The sequence below is a fragment of the Streptomyces lichenis genome (genome assembly GCF_023218175.1).
In the GTDB taxonomy this organism is placed as follows: domain Bacteria; phylum Actinomycetota; class Actinomycetes; order Streptomycetales; family Streptomycetaceae; genus Streptomyces; species Streptomyces lichenis.
In genome coordinates this window covers 1-17808 of record NZ_JALPTH010000052.1, presented here as the reverse complement: position 1 = coordinate 17808, position 17808 = coordinate 1, and the positions used below count along the sequence as shown (strand labels likewise).

Genomic DNA, 17808 nt, shown 5'->3' with positions numbered 1-17808 from the left:
AGCACCTCCGCCTGAGCCTGGAGGACCCGGCCACCCCCACCGTCGAGGCCCCCCCCCCCGCCCCCCCCCCCCCCCCCCACCCCCCCCCCCCCCCCCCCCCCCCCCCCCCCCCCCCCCCCCCCCCCCCCCCCCCCCCCGCGACCCCCCCCCCCCCCCCCCCCCCCCCCCCCCCCCCCCCCCCCCCCCGACCCCCCCCCCCCCCCCCCCCGCCGCAGCCCCGACCCCAGCCCCATCCACAACTCCGGCCCCGGGCCTCACCCCCTCCCCCCTCAGGCCGCATTCCATCCCGCACGGACCGTCCCGATCCGGTACGGAGTCCAGACGCGCGAGCGCACCGCCCAACCTGCGGCTGAACTCACCCAGCTTCACCGAGCGCCGCCGTGCCTCGGCCAGCCGGGCGGCCACCCTCGGCCGCAGCTCCGCCTTCACCTCCCGGCACCCCTCGGCATCCCACACCGCAGGCACCGCGCCGATCTCGGTCAACCGCAGCCCCAGCCCCTTGGCCGCGCCGATCACCGCCAGCCGCTCGACCGAGGCCTCACCGTAGAGCCGGTGGCCGGACCCGCTCCGGTCCGCCGGCAGCAGCCCGGCCGCCTCATAGAAGCGCAGCGTGGTGGCCGGGATCCCGGTGCGCTCGGCCGGCTGGGATATCCGCATCCGGCTCATGCCATCGACGGTATGCCTTCGACCCGACTGGAAGGTCAAGCCCATCCTCGGCAACGGGGGTCGGCGGCACCTCCCGCCCGGTCCTCCCAGGCCGGCGGTTACACTCGGAGGAGCGAAGGGGAGTAGTCCCGCGATACCGCTGGTCGACACACTGGACGTCTTCGGATTTCCCGGCCATCGGGCCCTGGTACGGCTGTGCCGGGGTGGACGAGACCTTCGGTCAGGCATGAACGCGGCCCGCGCCCAGCGGGCTGCTCCGTCGTGCCGGGCCGAGAGGACTCCTCCCGTCGCCGTCCTGGTGCCGTTCGAGCCCTCCGAGGTCCGGCCCCAGCAGAAAGCACCTGGTATGACCTTCGACCCCCTGGCGATCCTCACCGCCTTCGGGCTGATCTTCCTCGCCGAGCTCCCCGACAAGACCATGTTCGCGTCGCTGGCCATGGGCACCCGTATGCGGCCGCTGTACGTGTGGTTCGGCACCTCCACCGCCTTCCTCGTCCACGTCGCCATCGCCGTCGGGGCCGGCCAGCTGCTCACCCTGCTGCCCGACCTGGCCGTCAAACTGGTCTCGGCCGCCCTCTTCGCCTTCGGCGCGGTGGTCCTGCTGCGAGCGGGAGGGGACGACGACGAGGACGGGGGCGCGGCCAGGACCGTCACCGGGTTCTGGCCCGTGTACACCACCGCCTTCATGGCGGTCTTCATCAGCGAGTGGGGCGATCTGACCCAGATCACCACCGCCAACCTCGCCGCCACCAACGGCTGGCTGCCCACCGCGATCGGCGCCGCCGCCGCGCTGATGTCCGTCTCCGCGCTCGCTCTGCTGGTCGGCCGTTTCATCGCCCAGCGGGTGCCGCTGAAGACGGTGCAGCGCATCGGCGGCGTCTGCATGGCGGCGCTGGCCATCTGGACCCTCATCGAGGCCTTCACCGGCTGACCGCCACACCGCCTCTCCCAGAACCGGCCGTCGCATGACGGCGAGCGGCCGGTCACCCACCGTGTCCAACCATCGCAATTCCCCCTCACCCCCTCACATCCCCCTCCGGAGGTACTGGCTGCCGCGTCCCGCCTCTTCCACGAGCGCGGCGTCAACGCCATGGGGGTGGAGGCCATCACCGCCGCTTCGGGTGCGCCTTCGTCCGGGCCTGTACGGACCTCCCACGCCTCGTCATGGCCGCCGACCGCCCCCATCGTCCCCACCCCGCCCCCCTCGGCACCCGCCTGCCGCCCTCGGCGCAGCGGAAGGACTAGTCCGCACGTCTTGGGGGACAGACGAAGTCATGAACGTTCACGACGACGGCCCCGACCCCGCGCACCGGCGTCCGCCGGGTGTCAGCGACACCACGGTGGAAGCCCTCGGATCCCTGTCCAAGGCACTGGAGACCACCGAGCGAGCCCGCGGTCACCTCTACGCATTCCACCAGCTGACCGGCACTGCGGACCTGGAACTGGACCGTACGGTGGAGCTGCTGCGCAAAGCGGGACACGGGCAGTGGGCCGACCGGGTGCGGCGCGAGATCCTGGGACGCAACGTCATCCCCGGCCACTGGACCTTCCAGGTCGTCGAGGCCTACAACGACACCTACTACGAGCCCTTCCGACGGCTGGAACGCCGAGCCCTCGCCGACCTGGCCGAGGGCCGCGACCACCTCTACGAGGCCGAGATGAAGGAAGCGCGCCGCACCGCCGGCCGCCCCGCCCACAGTGCCCGTCCTGGCAGTCCCGACACCTCCACCCCCGGCCGCGAGACCACCCCCTGACGGGCCGGGACACCACCACGCTCACCGCAATCGCCGAAATCACCGCAGTCCCCGCATTCACCGCGGCCGTCAAAATTGGCCGCATCCCGTGAATTCACCGCATCAGGAGCAGCCGGGTGTTCGGCGCCAGCTTCCGGTTCACGCTGGTGCTCTGCACGAATATCGTGTAGTGGTCGTTCTGGTCGGGCTTGACACGCGTTTCCATATCCGGCAGCCCCAGCAGGGTCCGGGCCTGAGGCCCGGTGAAAATCTGGTCCGTCTTCTTCTCCAGTACCGCGATCTGCTTGTGCGCCTGGATCCTCTCCGACTTGCTCAACTGGTAGAAGGCGCCGCCATTGCGGTAGGTGTGTCCGGACTCGGTGACCCAGGTACGGATCGGCGCCTCGCGGTCCACCGTGAGCAACTGGTAGAGGGAGGGGTCGAGCGGGGTGAGCCCGGCCGCCTTGATGGTGTCCTCGTTGACCGCCTCCGCACCCGTGGAGAACACCGCTCGTGATCCCCGGATGCCCTGGGAGCGGCCCACCATGAACTTCTCGGTGGCCTGCTGGATGACCTCCCCGGCCTCCTTCAGCCCCTGGGTGCTGGTGGCGTCCCAGACGGCGACGTTGTCCTGGGGGAAACCGCAGTTCATGGCCTCGTGCTTGCCCCGCTGGTCCGGGACCAGCACGGCCAGTGTCCAGTTGTCCGGCTGCGTGGCGATCATCCCGGCCACGGCCCCGGTGAGTGCCTGCCGACCCGTACCGGGCACTCCGGGGCAGCGGTGGCTGGCGTTCTCCTGCCCGTCGGTCAGTATGAATGTCAGGAAGCTGTGGTCACCGTAGAGTTGCGCGGTCTGCGCCAGCTCCTGCTGCGAGGTCAGCGCGGCCGCCAGCAGCGCGGTCATTCCACCGGCCCGGTACAGCTGACGCAGCGACGGCATCCGCAGCACGTCCTTGTCGTAGATGACGCATTCCACCTGGTCCGCGAAGACATAGACGGTGACCCGGGTCTCCTGGTCCAATTCCTGCGACCGGCGGGCGAGATAGGCGATCTGCCGATCGGCTACCTCGACCACCGTGCGGCTCAGATGGGACATGGACGAACTGGCATCCAGCACCAGGGCGACATGATTGATGTAGTTCTGGATTTTCGGCATGGCCCGGTTTCCCCCTCGTTTCCGATGCGGTGCACCTACCGTCTCACCCACCACTGACAATCGGCCCCGGAGCTGAGACGCCGTCAGCCGGCCTCGGGCGGATCGACCAGCACCACCAGAGGACTCGGCCCCCTGCCGTCCCCGTCTTCGTCCTCACTTCCTGGCTCGCCGAGGCCGGCACCCGCCAGGATCACGTTCTCGGGATAGAGCCGTCCCAGCAGGGCCAGCACCACCAGGCCGTCCTGACCGGTAGCGTCCAGGGTGACGGTGCCGGACTCCGTCCACACCAGTCCCGCCGCCCCCAGCGCGGACCGCACATCCGCCGTACGGGGAGCCTGGCCGGCGGCGGACGCGTCGACGGGCGCCGGTTCCGGGCGCTGGGCGTAGCGGTGGCCGCGTAGGGCCTGCCCGAGGTCCACGCGAGCGGTCACGCCGGCCGAGGTGGTCTCGATCAGGGCGGTGCGGGTGCCTCCGATGACCGGTGTGGAGACCGTACGGGCGGTGAGCGGCCCCGAGGCGCCGGCGGCGGGCGGCAGTTGCTCCACCAGGGTGCGGGGCGCGGCGTAGTAGTCCCCGGTCTCGGCGGTATAGGTGGCTGCCTGGTCGATGCCCGGGTCGGGACGCCAGGTCAGCAGGTGGCGGGGAGCAATCAGGGGCGGCTGGTCGAGGACGGCGGGCAGGGCGGTGCCGCCGGACGCGTCGAAGCCGTAGCCCTCCGGCCCTGAGGTACCGGTCACGACCTGGCGGGCGAAGGCGGTGATGCTGGTGTGCCGGACCCGGCGGACCAGCAGCTCGGTGAGGAACGCGTCGCGGGCCGGCTCGGTGTGGCGCAGTCCGGTCGGGGTGACCAGGAGCGGGACGTCCTGCCAGTTGGTGAAGGGCAGCAGGGCGTCGCGCAGCAGCACGACCTGGTGCAGCCACTCGTTGTACAGCTGCATGGCGACCGGCCCGCCGCGCCGCCCGAGGAGGAGGTCGGTCGCCGGATGGGTGAGCAGATGGCCGTAGCAGTGGCTGCGGACGACCAGGGGTCCGGCCGGCAGCGGGATCCGGTCACCGAGCAGCCTGGCCGGCGCCTCGGCCGCCCAGGTGGCCAGCTCGCGGCCGATCTCCTCGGCCTGTCCGCCCAGTTCGCGGACGGCCGGGGTGCTGCCGGGTCCGATCGCCAGCGGCAGGGAGGTCTCCCGGGTGCCGAGGGCGAGCGTGGCGTGGATCTGCTCCACCAGCACCTCGGCGTCGGCGGCGGTGACGTCGTTGTCGTCGATGACCCCCTGGAGCAGGGGCTCGATGGCGGTGAGGAAGTCCCGCGCGGTCAGGGCGGTCCCGGCCGCCGGGAAGGTGTTCCAGCGGCTGCCGCCGAGAGCGGGGGCGCTCGGTGTCGTGGTGAGGGCGGTCATGGATCCTCCAATGGGTGTGGGGTTCGAGGCATGCGTGCGGGCGGGGCCCCGGGGGCCCCGGAGCCGCTTTATGGATCGTCCGATACAGAATTCGGGTACGAAAAAATCAGTCGAGGGCGGCCAGTGCGACCTCCACGAGGGGTTCGAGGGCGCGGACGTCCGGAGTGACCTTCGCGGAGACCAGCAGTCCGTTGAGGAAGGTGATGAGGAAGGCGGCGAGGGTGCCCGGGTCATGGCGGGGCGCGATCTCGCCCCGCCCCGCCGCGGCGCTCAGCACCTCGGTGAGCGCCTCGCGGGTGGCGTCCTGCACATCCCGTACGAGGCGCCCGATCGAGGGGTCCCCGGGCAGGCGCTCGCAGGCGGCGTTGACCAGCAGACAGCCCCGGCCGCCCTGCTCTACGGCGATCCGGACCCGCTCGACCAGCAGGGTGCGGACCGCCGCTCGGACGTCCGCCGACTCCTCCAGACTGCGCAGGGCGGCCACCCCGAGCGTGGTGCGGTAGCGCTCCAGGGCGGCCCGGTACAGGCCGTCCTTGTCGCCGAACGCCGCATAGAGCGAGCCCTGCCCGATCCCCAGGTACTGGGTGAGCTCGCGCACCGAGGTCGCCTCGTAGCCGCGACTCCAGAAGAGCTCCATCGCGCGGCTCACCGCCGCCTCCGTGTCGAACTCCCGGGTCCTTGCCATGACCCCACCGTACTCAATCTGGATCGTGCGTTCAAGAAAACCCGGCGGTGCACTTCCCTCACGCCCGGAGCGATGAGTTCTGACCCTGCCCCGAGTCCTTCATGGCAGACACAGCGGGCAAGTGGAGGCAAGCATGAAGGACGACGTCTGGCCGATGGTGCACGCGGAGCGGGCGGCGCTGATCGCCGATCTGGCGCGTCTCGACGCGGAGCAGTGGCGGACGCCCTCGCTCTGTGCGGGATGGACCGTGCACGATGTGGCCGCGCACCTGGTCGACACCGCCCGTACGACACGGCTCGGCTTCGTCGCCGGACTCGTACGGGCGCGGTTCGACTTCGACCGCCTCAACAGCCAAGGGGTGGAGCGCCGGCGTGGGGCCTCACCACAGGAGACCCTGGAGCGGTTGCGCCGGGCGGCGCCGCGCAGGTCGGGCCCTCCCGCGCCCCTGGACACCCGGCTGGTCGAGGAGGTCGTCCACGGTGAGGACATCCGACGCCCCCTGGGCCTCGCCCGCCGCTACCCGCCCGAGGCCGTGGTCCGCTCGCTGCGCCTCCAGGCCCGCACCCCCGCCTCGTTCGGCGGCGCGAAGGAGCTGACGGCCCGCGTCCGGCTGACCGCGACTGACACCGAGCTGTCGATCGGCCGGGGGCCGGAAGTGACCGGCCCCGCGCTGTCCCTGCTGCTGGCCGTCTCCCGGCGCCGCCCCCCGCTGGACGAGCTCCACGGCCCGGGAGCGCCCGCCCTCGCGGCAGCCCTCTACGCTCCCCGGTAGTCGGCTCCCGCCCCCGCCTCCTCAATCAAGGATCTCCACGTAGCCGTCCGTCCCGTGCACGCGGATCCGCTGCCCGTCCCGGATCAGCCGGGTGGCCTGCGCCACGCCCACGACGGCCGGCAGGCCGTACTCCCGGGCGATCACCGCGCCATGGGTCATCAGTCCGCCCACCTCCGTCACCAACCCCGCGATCCCGACGAACAGGGGAGACCAGCTGGGGTCCGTGAACGTGGTGACCAGGATGTCGCCCGCTTCGAGATCGGCCTTCGACATGTCGAGGACCACCCGGGCCCTGCCCTCGACGGTCCCGGCGGAGACCGGCAGACCGGCCAGGGCACCGGCCGGAAGACCGTCGCGCCGGTACGCCCCGTTGAGCGCCTCGCCCTCCGAGGTGAGCACCCGGGGCGGGGTGAGCGCCTGGTGCGACCGGAACGCCTCCCGGCGCCGCCGGACCAGTCCGTCGTCCACCCGCTGCGAGCGTACGGCCTCGTGGAACTCCTGGAAGGTGAGGAAGAAGGCGTCCTCCCGCTCGGCGAGCACCCCGGCCCGCACCAGGCGGTCCGCCTCCGCCATCAGGGCCCGCTTGTAGACGAACTGGCGACTGACGATCATGTACTTCGGGTACTCCCGGTACCCGATGAAGGTGCGGACCCGGTCGATCATCCGCTGGGTCTCGGCGGCCTTCCGCTCCCCGTCCGGCAGCTCCCGCAGACGCGACAGCAGCTCCTCCTCCTTCCTCCGCGCCTGCTCACGGCCCTGCGCGAAGCGCCGCTCGGCCGCGCCGGGCCCGAAGTTCCGGACGTTGTCGAGGATCGCGGGCACCAGCGTGCCGGGGCGCTCGCGCCAGCGCGGCCGGGTGATGTCGATCTCGCCGGCGCAGCGCATGCCGTAGCGGTCCAGGAAGGACCCGATCGCCGCACGCGCCTCGGCGCCACCCGCCGACTTCCCCAGCTCCGCCATGAAGTCCTCGTCCCCGACGCCCCGCAGGAACGCCACCACCTCCGCATGCGGACGGATCACATCCGCGACGTCCAGCAGCGCGAGGCCCATCTCGGAGGTGATGTTGCCGGGGGCGGACAGGGTGAGCGTGTCGGCCGCGTTCTTCTCGCCCAGCCACTCCCGCAGCCGGTCGTTGAGCCACCAGGTGGCCTCCATCCCCGCCATGATCACTTGAATGCTCAGCGGGTCACTGAGCACCCGCTTGTGCTCCTCGAAGGCCTCCAGCAGGAAGGCGAATAGCTCCGGTCCTTGCTTCGACCGGATGCCGCGCTCCAGAGCGGCGAGGGACGCCTCGCTGCGCTGGACCAACGTGGTGACGATGGCCGGGTCCGTCTCGATCGGAGCGGGTGCGCCACCGGTCGCCGGGCCTCCGGGCCGCGCGTCCGGCAGCGAGGGAACGAACCCCTCGCGGTCCAGCACGGTCTCCAGCGCGTCCCGGGTCAGCGAATCGGACCGGCCCGACAGGTCCAGCAGGTGAGCCCGGCTGGCCGGCGAGGCCAGACTCCGGGTGACATCCACGAACAGCCTCCCGCCGGCCTCGTGCATCGGCACCATGGCCGTCAGCTGCCACATCGACAGCCCCAGAGGCTTCATGGGGTCGGTCATCATCTGCTGGTGCCCGACGGACACATAGACGTGGTTGTCCCGGTCGCGCGCCTCCGGAACGGGGAACAGCGTGGTGATCGGCCGGCTCTGGACGATCCGGAACTCCTCGCCGACCAGGCACCACTCGATGTCCTGGGGACGGCCGAAGTGCGCCTCCACCCGCCGCCCGAGCCCGACCAGCCGCACCACCTGTGCGTCCGTCAGGGCCGGCTCGCGCTGCCGTCGCGGCTCGACTGCCACCTCCCGCGTACCGCCGCCGTCCGGCACGGCCCGCACCGCACGCTCCTTGGCCCCCACCGCCCTGGCGACGACCTCGCCCTCCCGCACCGTGAACACATCAGGGTTCACCAGACCGGAGACCAGCGCCTCGCCGAGACCGAAACCGGCGTCCACGGTGGCGGCCTTCCGGTTGCCGGTGACCGGGTCGGCCGTGAACAGCACACCGGACGCGTCCGGGAACACCATCCGCTGCACCACCACGGCCATCCGGACCGTACGGTGGTCGATACCGTTGCGCTGACGGTAGGTCACCGCCCGCTCGGTGAACAGCGAGGCCCAGCACCGGCTGATGTGCCGGAGGACCGCTTCCGGCCCGACGATGTTCAGATACGAGTCGTGCTGGCCGGCGAAGGAGGCCGTCGGCAGATCCTCCGCCGTCGCGCTGGACCGGACCGCGTAGGCGGCCTCCGTACCGAGCCGCGCCAGCGCACCGGTCACCGCCGCCGCGACACCGTCCGGGACGGCCACCGCCTCGATGCTCGCGCGGAGCTCCGCGCTCAGCACACGCACCGTCTCCCGGTCCTCCGGGTCCTCCGGGTCCAGCGCGGACAGCCGGTCGAGCCGAGCCCCGATCGACGGCACCTCCGCCAGGGCCCGCCGAAAGGCCTCCGTCGTCACACAGAACCCGTCCGGCACCCGGATGCCGTCGATCCCCGCCAGCACACCCAGCTGCGCGCCCTTGCCGCCCACCACCGCGACCCGTGACGCGCCGGCCTCCGCGAGACCCCGCACATATCCCTCGGTCACCGTCGCCGCTCCGAGGCCGTCCCGCTCCACCACACCGCCCGTGTCCCCAGGTCCACTCGCGCTCTCGTTGATCACTGCTTGCCTTCCCTCCGACGAGTCGGCCGGGTACGCCACCCAGCCGGACGGGGCGCACACCGGTGTCGCCGCCCCGAAGCCCACGACCGCACGGCCGGCCCACCGCCGGTCCGCTCCCCATCCCGCATCGCCGCAGGTCGTGGCCTCGGCCGATGATTCTGCGGCACCCCCGGGGCCTTGCCGCAAGCCCCCCGGTGCGCTATACCTTGAGAAGGGCAAGGAGACATCTCCTTGCCCTTCGCCGTCTTAGAGCCCCAGGGCGTCGAGCAGCCCGTCCACCGCCGCCGACCAGGGCGCAAGCCTCGCCATCTCCATCCGCAGTGCCTCGGCCTCCGCGACGGCGGCCTCCGGCGCGTGCAGGACGCGGTGGACACCCCGCGCCCAGGTCTCGGCGTCCCGCTCGGACTGCCGCGTGTCACGTAGACCCGCCTCCTCGGCCCGCCGCGCCGACTGGCACGCGTTCCGTAGGCCTTCGGCGATGAGAAAGCCTCGCGGCAGGAGTCTGTCCTGTGTAGCACCAGGTCAGGCGCACCCACCGTCGAGGAGCCCTCATGAGCATCCCCAGCCCCCTGAACGCCGTCCTCCGCCACGCCGTGGACGTCGGTGGCGCACCCGGTGCCGTCGGACTCGTCGCCCGTGGGGACGAGGTCGAGGCCGTCGCCGTCGGAAAGGTGGATGTCGAGGGCACTGCGGCGATGCGGCGGGACACGCTGTTCCGGATTGCCTCGTTGACCAAGCCGATCACCGCCGCGGTAGTGATGACGCTGGTGGACGAGGGCCGGGTGGAGCTGGAGGACCCGGTGGACGCGTGGCTGCCCGAACTGGCGAAGCCCACTGTCCTGCGGGCGCCGGACGCCGAGGTGGGAGACGTCGTCGCGGCGCGACGGCCGATCACCGTCGAGGATCTGCTCACCAGCTGCGCCGGGTGGGGCTTCCCCGCCGACTTCTCCCTGCCCGGAGCGGCCGAGTTGTTCCGCGTCCTGCCGGGTGGGTTGCAGCCGGCGCGGATGCCCCCGCTGGACGGGCTGCTGACCGCCCTGGCCGAGGTCCCTTTGCTGCACCAGCCGGGGGAGGGGTGGCTGTACAACACCTGCTCCGACCTCCAGGGTGCCCTGGTCCAGCGGGTCATGGGCCGGCCGTTGGTCGATGTCATGGCGGAGCGTGTGTTCGAGCCACTGGGGATGGCGGACACGGCGTTCCATGTGCCGGCGGCTCGGCGGGGCCGGTTCACCAGCATGTACGCCCCGGCCGACGACAAGCTCACCCTCACCGACTCGCCCGCCGATGGCGAGTGGAGCGCCCCGCCTGCTTTCGCCTCCGGGGCCGGTGGTCTGGTCTCTACCGTCGATGACCTGCTGGCCTTCTTCCGGATGCTGCTCGCGGGCGGCACGGCCGCCGACGGCCGCCGGGTGCTGTCGACCCGATCCGTACGCCGGATGTGCACCGACCACACCACCGCCGACCAGCGCGAGTCCGCAGGGCTCTTCCTCCAGGGCCAGGGGTGGGGGTACGGCGGTCAAGTCGATCGCGACCGCACCCGGCCGTGGAACGTCCCCGGCCGCTATGGCTGGGTCGGCGGTTCCGGGACCACGGGGCACATGGTTCCCGCCACCGGAACCGTCGCCGTCCTGCTCACCCAGGTGATGCTGACGGGCCCGAGCCCGATGCCGCCGCTGCTGGAGGAGTTCTGGCGCACCGCCGCCCTCACCGGATGACTCTCGGCTCCGACTGGTACCGGCGCGGAGTGCCTGTGGGCACCGAGCGCGTGGGCGCGCTGTGGGTGGGTGTGTGCTCGGACTGGTTCAGTGGCAGTCAGCGGCAGTGGATGGTGATCGTAGGGGTGCTGGTGGTAGGGCCCGGCCTGCTCTTGGACGAGATCACCGCCGCCTTGGACCCGGAGTTGGTGGGCGAGGTGTTGGGCTTGGTGCGTGAGATGAAAGGCGAGGCCATGACGATGGTGATCGCGACCTATGAGATGGCTTTCGCGCGTGAGGTCGCCGACTGGGTCTGTTTTCTGGTTGTCGGAGTGGTGCTGGAGCGGGGGGGGGGGGGCGCCGGGCGAGGTGTTGGGTGGGTTTCGGCAGGAGCGTGCGTGGATGTTTCTGCGGCGGGTCGTGGTGGCTGGGCGGTGGTGACGTCACGACCGGCTCGTCCCTCTCGCCCCGTGCCCCCGCGGCCCTGTGGCCCATGTCGTATCGGGTGTCCGGGTTTCCCGGCAGTCGGAGATGCTCGGTTGCGTGCGGCAGGTCGAACGGGCCGAGCGGGCGGGTGCTTGGGGAGGTGTTGCTGCTCGCCGTCCGCGCCGCTCGCCGGCCGGCTCGTCGCGTCTTGGCTGTGGCCGGCCCGCCGGGTCGGGTGGGGGTTGGCCGGTGGTGTTGGGTGTTCCTGTCTGGGGGGGAGGGTTGGTGCCCGCTGCCGTCACACCGGTGCGTCCCACGGCCGGCCCCCGGCGGCGTTCTCCCGCACCTCCCGCGTTCTCCCGCGCCATCCGCGGCGTCATCCCCGCCCCCGGCGGTGTTCTCCCGCGCCACTTTTTGCTACCTGTGGTTGTCATCCCCGCCCGCCCCCGACGCCCCCGCCCCTGCCCCTGGCGGTGTTCTCCCGCGCCTCCCGCGTCGCCTTTGCTACCTGTGGTTGTCATCCCCGCCCCCGACGCCCCGCCCCCTGCCCCCGGCCCCGGTTGGGGTGGTGGTTTCTGTCGTCCGACTATTCACCTGGTGTGTCGTGTTGGCTGTGTGTTGCCGTGGGGTGCCGGATAGCACAGTGCGGCGGGGTGATGGGGTAGGTATGACAGACCGTATGAGGGTTTACGCGCGTAGGGATGTGGTGGTCACGGGTATGGGCATGGTCTCTCCTTTGGGGGCTGATGTGTCCACTACCTGGAAGGGCATGCTCGAGGGTCGTTCCGGGGCGCGGGTCTTGGACGAGTCGTGGGTGGGGGATCTTCCGGTCCGTATCTGTGCTCCTGCCGCTTTCAGTGTCTGTCCGGGTTTGCCGCCGGCGCAGGTGCGGCGGATGGACCGGGGTACGTGGTTGGCTTTGACGGCTTTGGCGGAGGCTTGGAGTGATGCGGGGCTGGATGAGGAGCCGGCGTGGGATCGGGAGCGTCTGGCCGTGTGTGTGTCGTCGATCGTCGGTGTGCAGACCATGTTGTCCGCTCACGAGACCTTGCGGCGCAAGGGGTGGCGGCACATGTCGCCGTTCGCCGTCCCCGCTCTGCTGCCCAACAGCACCGCCGCGCAGATCGCCATCCGTTACGGAGCGCAGGCCAGCGCCCATGCCCCTGTCAGCGCCTGCGCCTCCAGCACCGAGGCCATCTCCCTGGCCGCGGACATGATCCGCCTGGGCCGTGCCGACATCGTGATCGCCGGTGGTACCGAAGCCCCGATTCATCCCTTTGTCATCGGCGGTTTCGCCGCCATGCGTGCTTTGTCGCGGCGCAACAGCGAACCGGAGCGCGCTTCTCGCCCTTTCGCGGCCGATCGCGACGGGTTCCTCCTCGGTGAAGGGGCCGGCATCCTCATCCTGGAATCCGCATCCCATGCCCGTGCCCGCGGCGCCCGCGTCTACGCGAGGATTCTCGGTGCCGGTATGTCGGTCGATGGATACCGCATCGCCCAGCCGGAGCCGAACGGGCGCGGTGCCGCGAAGGCGATCACTCGCGCCCTGGCCGAGGCCGGTCTGGGGCCGGAGGACATCCGGCACGTCAACGCGCACGCCACCTCGACTCCTGCCGGGGATCTTGCCGAGGCGCGTGCCCTGCGTCATTCCCTCGGTGCGGCGTGTGATCAGGTCGCGGTCTCTGCGACCAAGTCGATGACCGGGCACCTCCAGGGCGGGTCCGGTGCGGTGGAGGCCATCGCCGCCATCTTGGCCCTCCACCACCGTCTGGCACCTCCGACGATCAACCACGACCCGATGGACCCGGCCATCGACCTCGATGTCGTGACCGGCGCCCCGCGCCCTTTGCCCGCGGGGCCGCTGGCCGCGCTCAGCAACTCCTTCGGCTTCGGCGGCCACAACGCCACCTTGGTCGTCGCGGCCTGAGCCCGCAGCGCCGGTCGGGCCGGGCCGGGCCCGGGTCAGGCCCACCCCCGGGCCGGACCGTTCTTGTGGCCGCCCACGTCGGCGCCACACCGTCATGGTGTTCGGTTACCCGCGGGTGCCTGCCCGCGGAGTGAACGGAGCCTGGACACCATCGAGATCCCGAAACGGAACCACCAGGCCACGGCGGTCCTCACGGACACCCTCATGCGCAAGCCGGACGGCTGTGAGGCGACGCGAGTCCTCCGTTCTACGTTTCTTGGGTTGCCGGGTTGCCGGGTTGCCGGGTTGCCGGGTTGCTGGCGTCGGCTGGGCATACGGGCCGCGGGTCTTCAGAGCGTTCCTAATGGAGGTGCGATGCCGTGGGCCTGGATGCCCGGGTGTGTTTCTGTTGGTGTGAGGGGGGTTTTCCGCCGGTGGGTCGGCGAGGTGTGGCGGTTAGTTCCTTGTGGAGGTGGTTATCGTCCCAGGATGTGGCGTAGGGCGGTGAGGAGTTGGGCTTGGGCGGTGGCCGCGTCGTGGGGTGCGGTGGTGTGGCGCCAGGCGATGTGGCCGTCGGGGCGGACGAGGAGGACGCCGTCTTCGGCGATCTCCCGCACCCGGCTCCACTCGCCGTAGGCATCCCGTGCGCCTTCGCCGCCGATCTGCGTGAAGCGCAGCGGTAGCGCGAGTTCGGTGCGGCATGCCGAGGTTGCCGTCTCCCAGATCCCGCCGGACAGTCCGGTCAGTACGGTGAAGAGGCCTTTGCCGATGGTGTCGAGGGTGGACAGGCGCCGGCCTGTGGCGTCCACCAGCCAGGCGTGGGGCAGTTTGGCTCCCGGCCGGGTGGTCGGGCGGGCCGTCAGCTCCCAGTCCCCGCCCTCACGCCCGCCCCGGCCCTCACGCCCGCCCTCGCTCTCATGCGCACTCTCGCCCTCATGGCCGTCCCTGTCTGTGGTGCCGGGTGTGGTGGGCTGGCGGCCTTCATTCCCGTCCGCGTACCAGTTGTGTTCTGCCGCCCCGGCATGCCGCCGGCCTTCACCCCCGTACCCGCCCCCATCCCCATCCCCGTACCCATCTCCGTATCCGTGGGTGTTCTGGTTTGTGGGTGTGTCGGGGAGGATGGCGCTGGAGGTGTAGCGCTGGTTCATCTCCACCCCGTGGGCGTTGAATTCGTAGTTTTTCAGTGTGATGGCTTCGTCGAGTTGTTGGCGTTGTTTGGTGCCTGCGTCGGTGCCGGCTCGTAGGGAGCTCAGGGCGTCGGTGATGGCGTGGGTGTCGCTGTCGGCGTTGACGCCGAGGGTGTCGAAGATCGGGGCGAACTGGTCCCGGCTGAGGTTGGCGCGCTCCACGATCTGCCGTCCGACCGGCGCGCGTTCGGCGCTGTAGCTGTCCAGCAGGGTGGGGGAGGCCTGGCCGCGGATGACCATGGCCAGTTTCCAGGCCAGGTTGTAGGCGTCTTGGACGGAGGTGTTGGAGCCCAGGCCGTTGGAGGGCGGGTGGCGGTGGACGGCGTCGCCTATGCAGTGCACGCGTCCGGCGCTGTAGGCGGTGGCGTAGGCGTGGTTGACGGTCCACAGCGAGGTGGAGGTGATCTCCACGGCCAGGTCCGGGTCACCGACCAGGTCGCGGACGATGGCGCGTGCCTGCTCGGTGTCGAGGGTGGGCGGCGGCTGGTCGATGTCGTAGCCCCACACCAGCAGCCACTGGTTCCAGGGTCTGACCATGCGGATCAGGCCCATGCCGATGCCACCGGTGGCTGCTCCGGGGCGCAGGACCCAGTACAGGACGCTGGGGCGGTGGGCGCAGTGGCGGGTGAGGTCGGCGGTGAAGACGATGTTCATGCTGCCGGCCTTGCTCATGCGGCCGTCCATCGGCAGCCCGACCTGCTGGGCGATGGTGCTGCGTGAGCCGTCGGCGCCGATGAGGTAGCGGGCCCGGACGGTGAAGGTGTCGCCGCGGACGCGGTCGCGCAGGTGGGCGGTGACACCGTCTTCGTCCTGGGTGAGGTGGAGGAACTCGGTGTCGAAGCGGACCTTGGCGCCGCGGGCCGCGGCAGTGGTGGTGAGGATGGGCTCCAGATAGGTCTGGGGCAGGTCGATCATCTCGCAGGGGCTGGCGGTGGCGTATTCGCTCAAGGAGGCGGGGCCGGTGCCCCAGCTGCGGATGCGGCCGATCTCCTGGCCGGCCAGCGCGGTGCACAGCACGGTGTCGCCCATCAGCTGCGAGGGGCTGCCCTGCTGCAGTGCCTGGTCCTCGACGCCGAGGTCGCGCAGGACTTCCATGGTGCGCTGGTTGGTGATGTGGGCGCGCGGGGTGTTGGCGAGCCAGCCGTGTTTGGTGACCTGCAGGGTGCGGATGCCGTAGGTGGCCAGCAGCAGGGCGGCGGCGCCGCCGGCCGGGCCGCTGCCGACCACCAGGACATCGGTGTCGAAGACGTCGCCGGCGGCCGGGCGGTCCGACGGCGTCTGCGCCGAGGCCGCATCGAGGGACGGCGCATCGGTCGGGGAGGTGCCGGGGGAGGGGGCGTGGGTGCGGCTCACGACAGGGCTCCTCTATCAGTGGGTGGTGGGGGCGATCCGGAAGGTGTGCTCCAGCCGGCGCCACGGCCCCTGAAGGGCCCGGCCGTCGGGGCCGGGGCCGTGGGCCGGGGCGAAGTCGACGACCAGTGCGTCCTTGACGCCGAAGACCGTGTCGCTGTCCAGGTGTTCGCCGCCGGCGACGAACAGCTGGGTGACCAGGCGGTGGTGGCCGGGTGCGGTGATCATGAAGTGCAGGTGCGGGGCGCGGTACAGGTGGCGGCCGGTGGAGGTGAGCAGCTGCCCGACGGGTCCGTCACCCGGTATGGGGTAGGCCGAGGGCAGGATCGACCAGAAGGCCAGCCGCCCGTCGGGGCCGGTGCGCAGCCGGCCCCGCAGGACGGGCCCGTCGAGGTCGGGCAGTTGGACGTCGTAGAAGCCGTCCTCGTTGGACTGCCAGACGTCGACGATCGCGCCGGGGACCGGCTCGCCCGCGGTGTCGGTGATCGTCGCTTCCACCCACAGGGGGGTGCCGGGCAGGCCGCCGGAGATGTCCTGGCCGTGCGCGGTCTCCGGCGGGCCCTCGGTGTAGAACGGCCCCAGGACGGCGCTGGGGGTGGTGTCCGGGGTGCGCGCGCCGGCCAGGACGTCCACGGCGCTGGAGATGCCCAGGGTGTCGGAGAGCAGCACGAATTCCTGGCGCTGGGTGTCGCAGGTCTGCCCGGTCAGGGTGAGGAAGTCGATCGCCCGGCCCCATTCGGCGTGGGTGAGCTGGTGTTCGGCGACGAAGTCGTGCAGATGGCGGACCAGGCCGCCCAGCAGTTCGCGGGCGCGGGCGTCGGGCGCTGCGGCGAAGCTGTCGACCACCTGCCCGCGCAAGGCGGCCAGCTGGGATGCGGTGGTGTCCGGCCCGGTGGGGCTGGGGCGCCGTCCGTGCCAGGCATCGGCCAGCAGCCCCGCCAGGGAGTCGGCGGTGGGCCGGCGCGGGTGGGGGTAGGGGGTGGCGGTGGCCAGGGCGCCAGCGCGGGCCAGGTCCTCCTCGGCCATGCCCAGCTCGCGCAGCGACAGCGGCCCGCCCAGCGAGGCGACCAGGTCATACACCCCGCCCGCGGCGTCCGGCACACCCAGCGCCGAGGCGATACGTTTCATCGCCTTCTCTCCCGCGGGCGCGGCGGCGGTGTAGGCCATCACGTGCGGCAGCATCACCGTGTGGGTCTGCGCGTGCGGCAGCCCGAACGTGCCCCCCAAGGTATGGCACAGCTTGTGGTGCAGCCCCATGCCCACCGCGGCCAGACACGTCCCCGCCAACCAGGCGGCCTCCAGCAGGTCGCTGCGGGCATCCCGGTCGGCCGGATCGTCGGCCAGACGCGGCAGCGCCCGCCCGATCAGCGCCACCGCCGCCAGCGCCTGCCGGTCCGTCACCGGGTTGGCATCCTCCGCATACAGCGCCTCCACCGCATGAGCCAAGGCATTGACCGCGCTGGCAACGGACAGCGCCAGCGGCATCGACACGGTGAAGTCCACGTCGTACACAACCGTCTCGGGCAGGATCCCGGCCGAGGACCGGGTCGTCTTGCGCCCGCCGTGCGTCTCGCCGAGGACCGGGGTCACCTCCGAGCCGGCGTAGGTGGTCGGCACCACCACCTGCGGCAGGCCCGTGCGCACGGCCAGCGCCTTCGACAGGCCCGTACTCGACCCGCCGCCGACCGACACCAGGCAGTCGGCCCCCGCCTGGCGCACCACGGCAAGGGCCCGCTCGGTGGCCTCCACCGGTGTGTGCATGGCGGCGCCGTCGAACTCCGCCACCACCAGGCCGCCGAGCGCATCCCGCACCCGGGCCGCCGCCTTCGCCTGCGAGGGCCCCGACAACAGCAGCACCCGCCCGCCACCCAGCCGCCTGACCTCCTCGGCGAGCTGCCCGATGCGGCCGGAACCGAACACCACCCGCGAGGGGTGGGAAGTATGCACGAACGTCCGCATGCGGCTGCCTTCCGTCGGTGGGTCACGAGGAGACGCGGCTGTGCCCAGGCCATCGACCACGCAGACCAGCACCGCCGCACGATCGCTGCGAGACTCCCACGCACCACCCCGCCCCGGCCCCGACCCCGCCCCGACTCCATCAAGTCCGCTCCCACCCCCAGCCCTCCGACCCCA

Annotated in this window: 14 protein-coding genes; 5 read left to right on the top strand and 9 right to left on the bottom strand. The window is 71.6% G+C overall.

Going from position 1 to position 17808, the window contains the following annotated elements; all coding sequences use genetic code 11:
* Positions 1-657 (bottom strand): MerR family transcriptional regulator (locus tag M1O15_RS30840; protein WP_248637545.1); only part of this gene is annotated, 657 nt, incomplete at its 3' end.
* 355 nt (positions 658-1012) lie between these two features.
* On the opposite strand from M1O15_RS30840, the gene M1O15_RS30835 reads away from it, so the two are divergent.
* Both M1O15_RS30835 and M1O15_RS30830 read left to right on the top strand, forming a co-directional pair.
* Positions 1013-1597: a TMEM165/GDT1 family protein gene (locus M1O15_RS30835; protein ID WP_248637542.1), complete on the top strand. Its 585-nt coding sequence runs from the start codon at positions 1013-1015 to the stop codon at positions 1595-1597.
* A 343-nt stretch (positions 1598-1940) separates the two neighbouring features.
* Positions 1941-2420 carry a hypothetical protein gene (locus M1O15_RS30830; RefSeq protein WP_248637541.1) on the top strand — a complete coding sequence of 160 codons (480 nt, stop codon included), beginning with the start codon at positions 1941-1943 and terminating at the stop codon, positions 2418-2420.
* A 94-nt stretch (positions 2421-2514) separates the two neighbouring features.
* On the opposite strand, the gene M1O15_RS30825 is transcribed toward M1O15_RS30830, so the two are convergent.
* From M1O15_RS30825 to M1O15_RS30815, 3 genes are all read right to left on the bottom strand, one after another.
* On the bottom strand, positions 2515-3555 hold the full coding sequence (locus tag M1O15_RS30825; RefSeq protein WP_248637540.1) for a vWA domain-containing protein: 1041 nt from the start codon (positions 3553-3555) through the stop codon (positions 2515-2517).
* A gap of 83 nt (positions 3556-3638) precedes the next feature.
* A complete protein-coding gene (locus M1O15_RS30820; protein WP_248637539.1) occupies positions 3639-4949 on the bottom strand; it encodes a hypothetical protein in 1311 nt (436 codons plus the stop codon).
* A 106-nt stretch (positions 4950-5055) separates the two neighbouring features.
* Complete coding sequence (locus M1O15_RS30815; protein WP_248637538.1) at positions 5056-5634, bottom strand: TetR/AcrR family transcriptional regulator; 579 nt, start codon at positions 5632-5634, stop codon at positions 5056-5058.
* 133 nt (positions 5635-5767) lie between these two features.
* Here M1O15_RS30815 and M1O15_RS30810 point away from each other — a divergent pair, with 133 nt between their 5' ends.
* Complete coding sequence (locus M1O15_RS30810) at positions 5768-6406, top strand: maleylpyruvate isomerase family mycothiol-dependent enzyme (protein ID WP_248637537.1); 639 nt, start codon at positions 5768-5770, stop codon at positions 6404-6406.
* A 21-nt stretch (positions 6407-6427) separates the two neighbouring features.
* Here the strand turns inward: M1O15_RS30810 and rph are convergent, their stop codons facing one another.
* Both rph and M1O15_RS31960 read right to left on the bottom strand, forming a co-directional pair.
* Positions 6428-9037 (bottom strand): rifamycin-inactivating phosphotransferase, encoded by a 2610-nt coding sequence (gene rph, locus M1O15_RS30805; protein WP_248637544.1) that lies wholly within the window; start codon positions 9035-9037, stop codon positions 6428-6430.
* Between the two features lie 321 nt (positions 9038-9358).
* Positions 9359-9592 (bottom strand): hypothetical protein, encoded by a 234-nt coding sequence (locus M1O15_RS31960; protein WP_372499636.1) that lies wholly within the window; start codon positions 9590-9592, stop codon positions 9359-9361.
* Between the two features lie 71 nt (positions 9593-9663).
* Between M1O15_RS31960 and M1O15_RS30800 the strand changes: the two genes are divergently transcribed.
* A complete protein-coding gene (locus M1O15_RS30800) occupies positions 9664-10827 on the top strand; it encodes a serine hydrolase domain-containing protein (protein ID WP_248637536.1) in 1164 nt (387 codons plus the stop codon).
* Between the two features lie 97 nt (positions 10828-10924).
* On the opposite strand, the gene M1O15_RS31955 is transcribed toward M1O15_RS30800, so the two are convergent.
* The gene (locus M1O15_RS31955; RefSeq protein ID WP_372499635.1) at positions 10925-11062 is read right to left on the bottom strand and encodes a hypothetical protein; all 138 of its coding nucleotides are present in this window, start codon (positions 11060-11062) and stop codon (positions 10925-10927) included.
* Between the two features lie 849 nt (positions 11063-11911).
* Between M1O15_RS31955 and M1O15_RS30790 the strand changes: the two genes are divergently transcribed.
* Entirely contained in the window at positions 11912-13159 is a 1248-nt protein-coding gene (locus M1O15_RS30790) for a beta-ketoacyl-[acyl-carrier-protein] synthase family protein (RefSeq protein ID WP_248637535.1), read from the top strand.
* Between the two features lie 455 nt (positions 13160-13614).
* On the opposite strand, the gene M1O15_RS30785 is transcribed toward M1O15_RS30790, so the two are convergent.
* Complete coding sequence (locus tag M1O15_RS30785) at positions 13615-15555, bottom strand: FAD-dependent oxidoreductase (RefSeq protein WP_282577471.1); 1941 nt, start codon at positions 15553-15555, stop codon at positions 13615-13617.
* Between the two features lie 138 nt (positions 15556-15693).
* On the bottom strand, positions 15694-17634 hold the full coding sequence (locus tag M1O15_RS30780; RefSeq protein ID WP_248637534.1) for a maleylacetate reductase and hydroxyquinol 1,2-dioxygenase domain-containing protein: 1941 nt from the start codon (positions 17632-17634) through the stop codon (positions 15694-15696).
* Between the last annotated feature and the right edge of the window lie 174 nt (positions 17635-17808).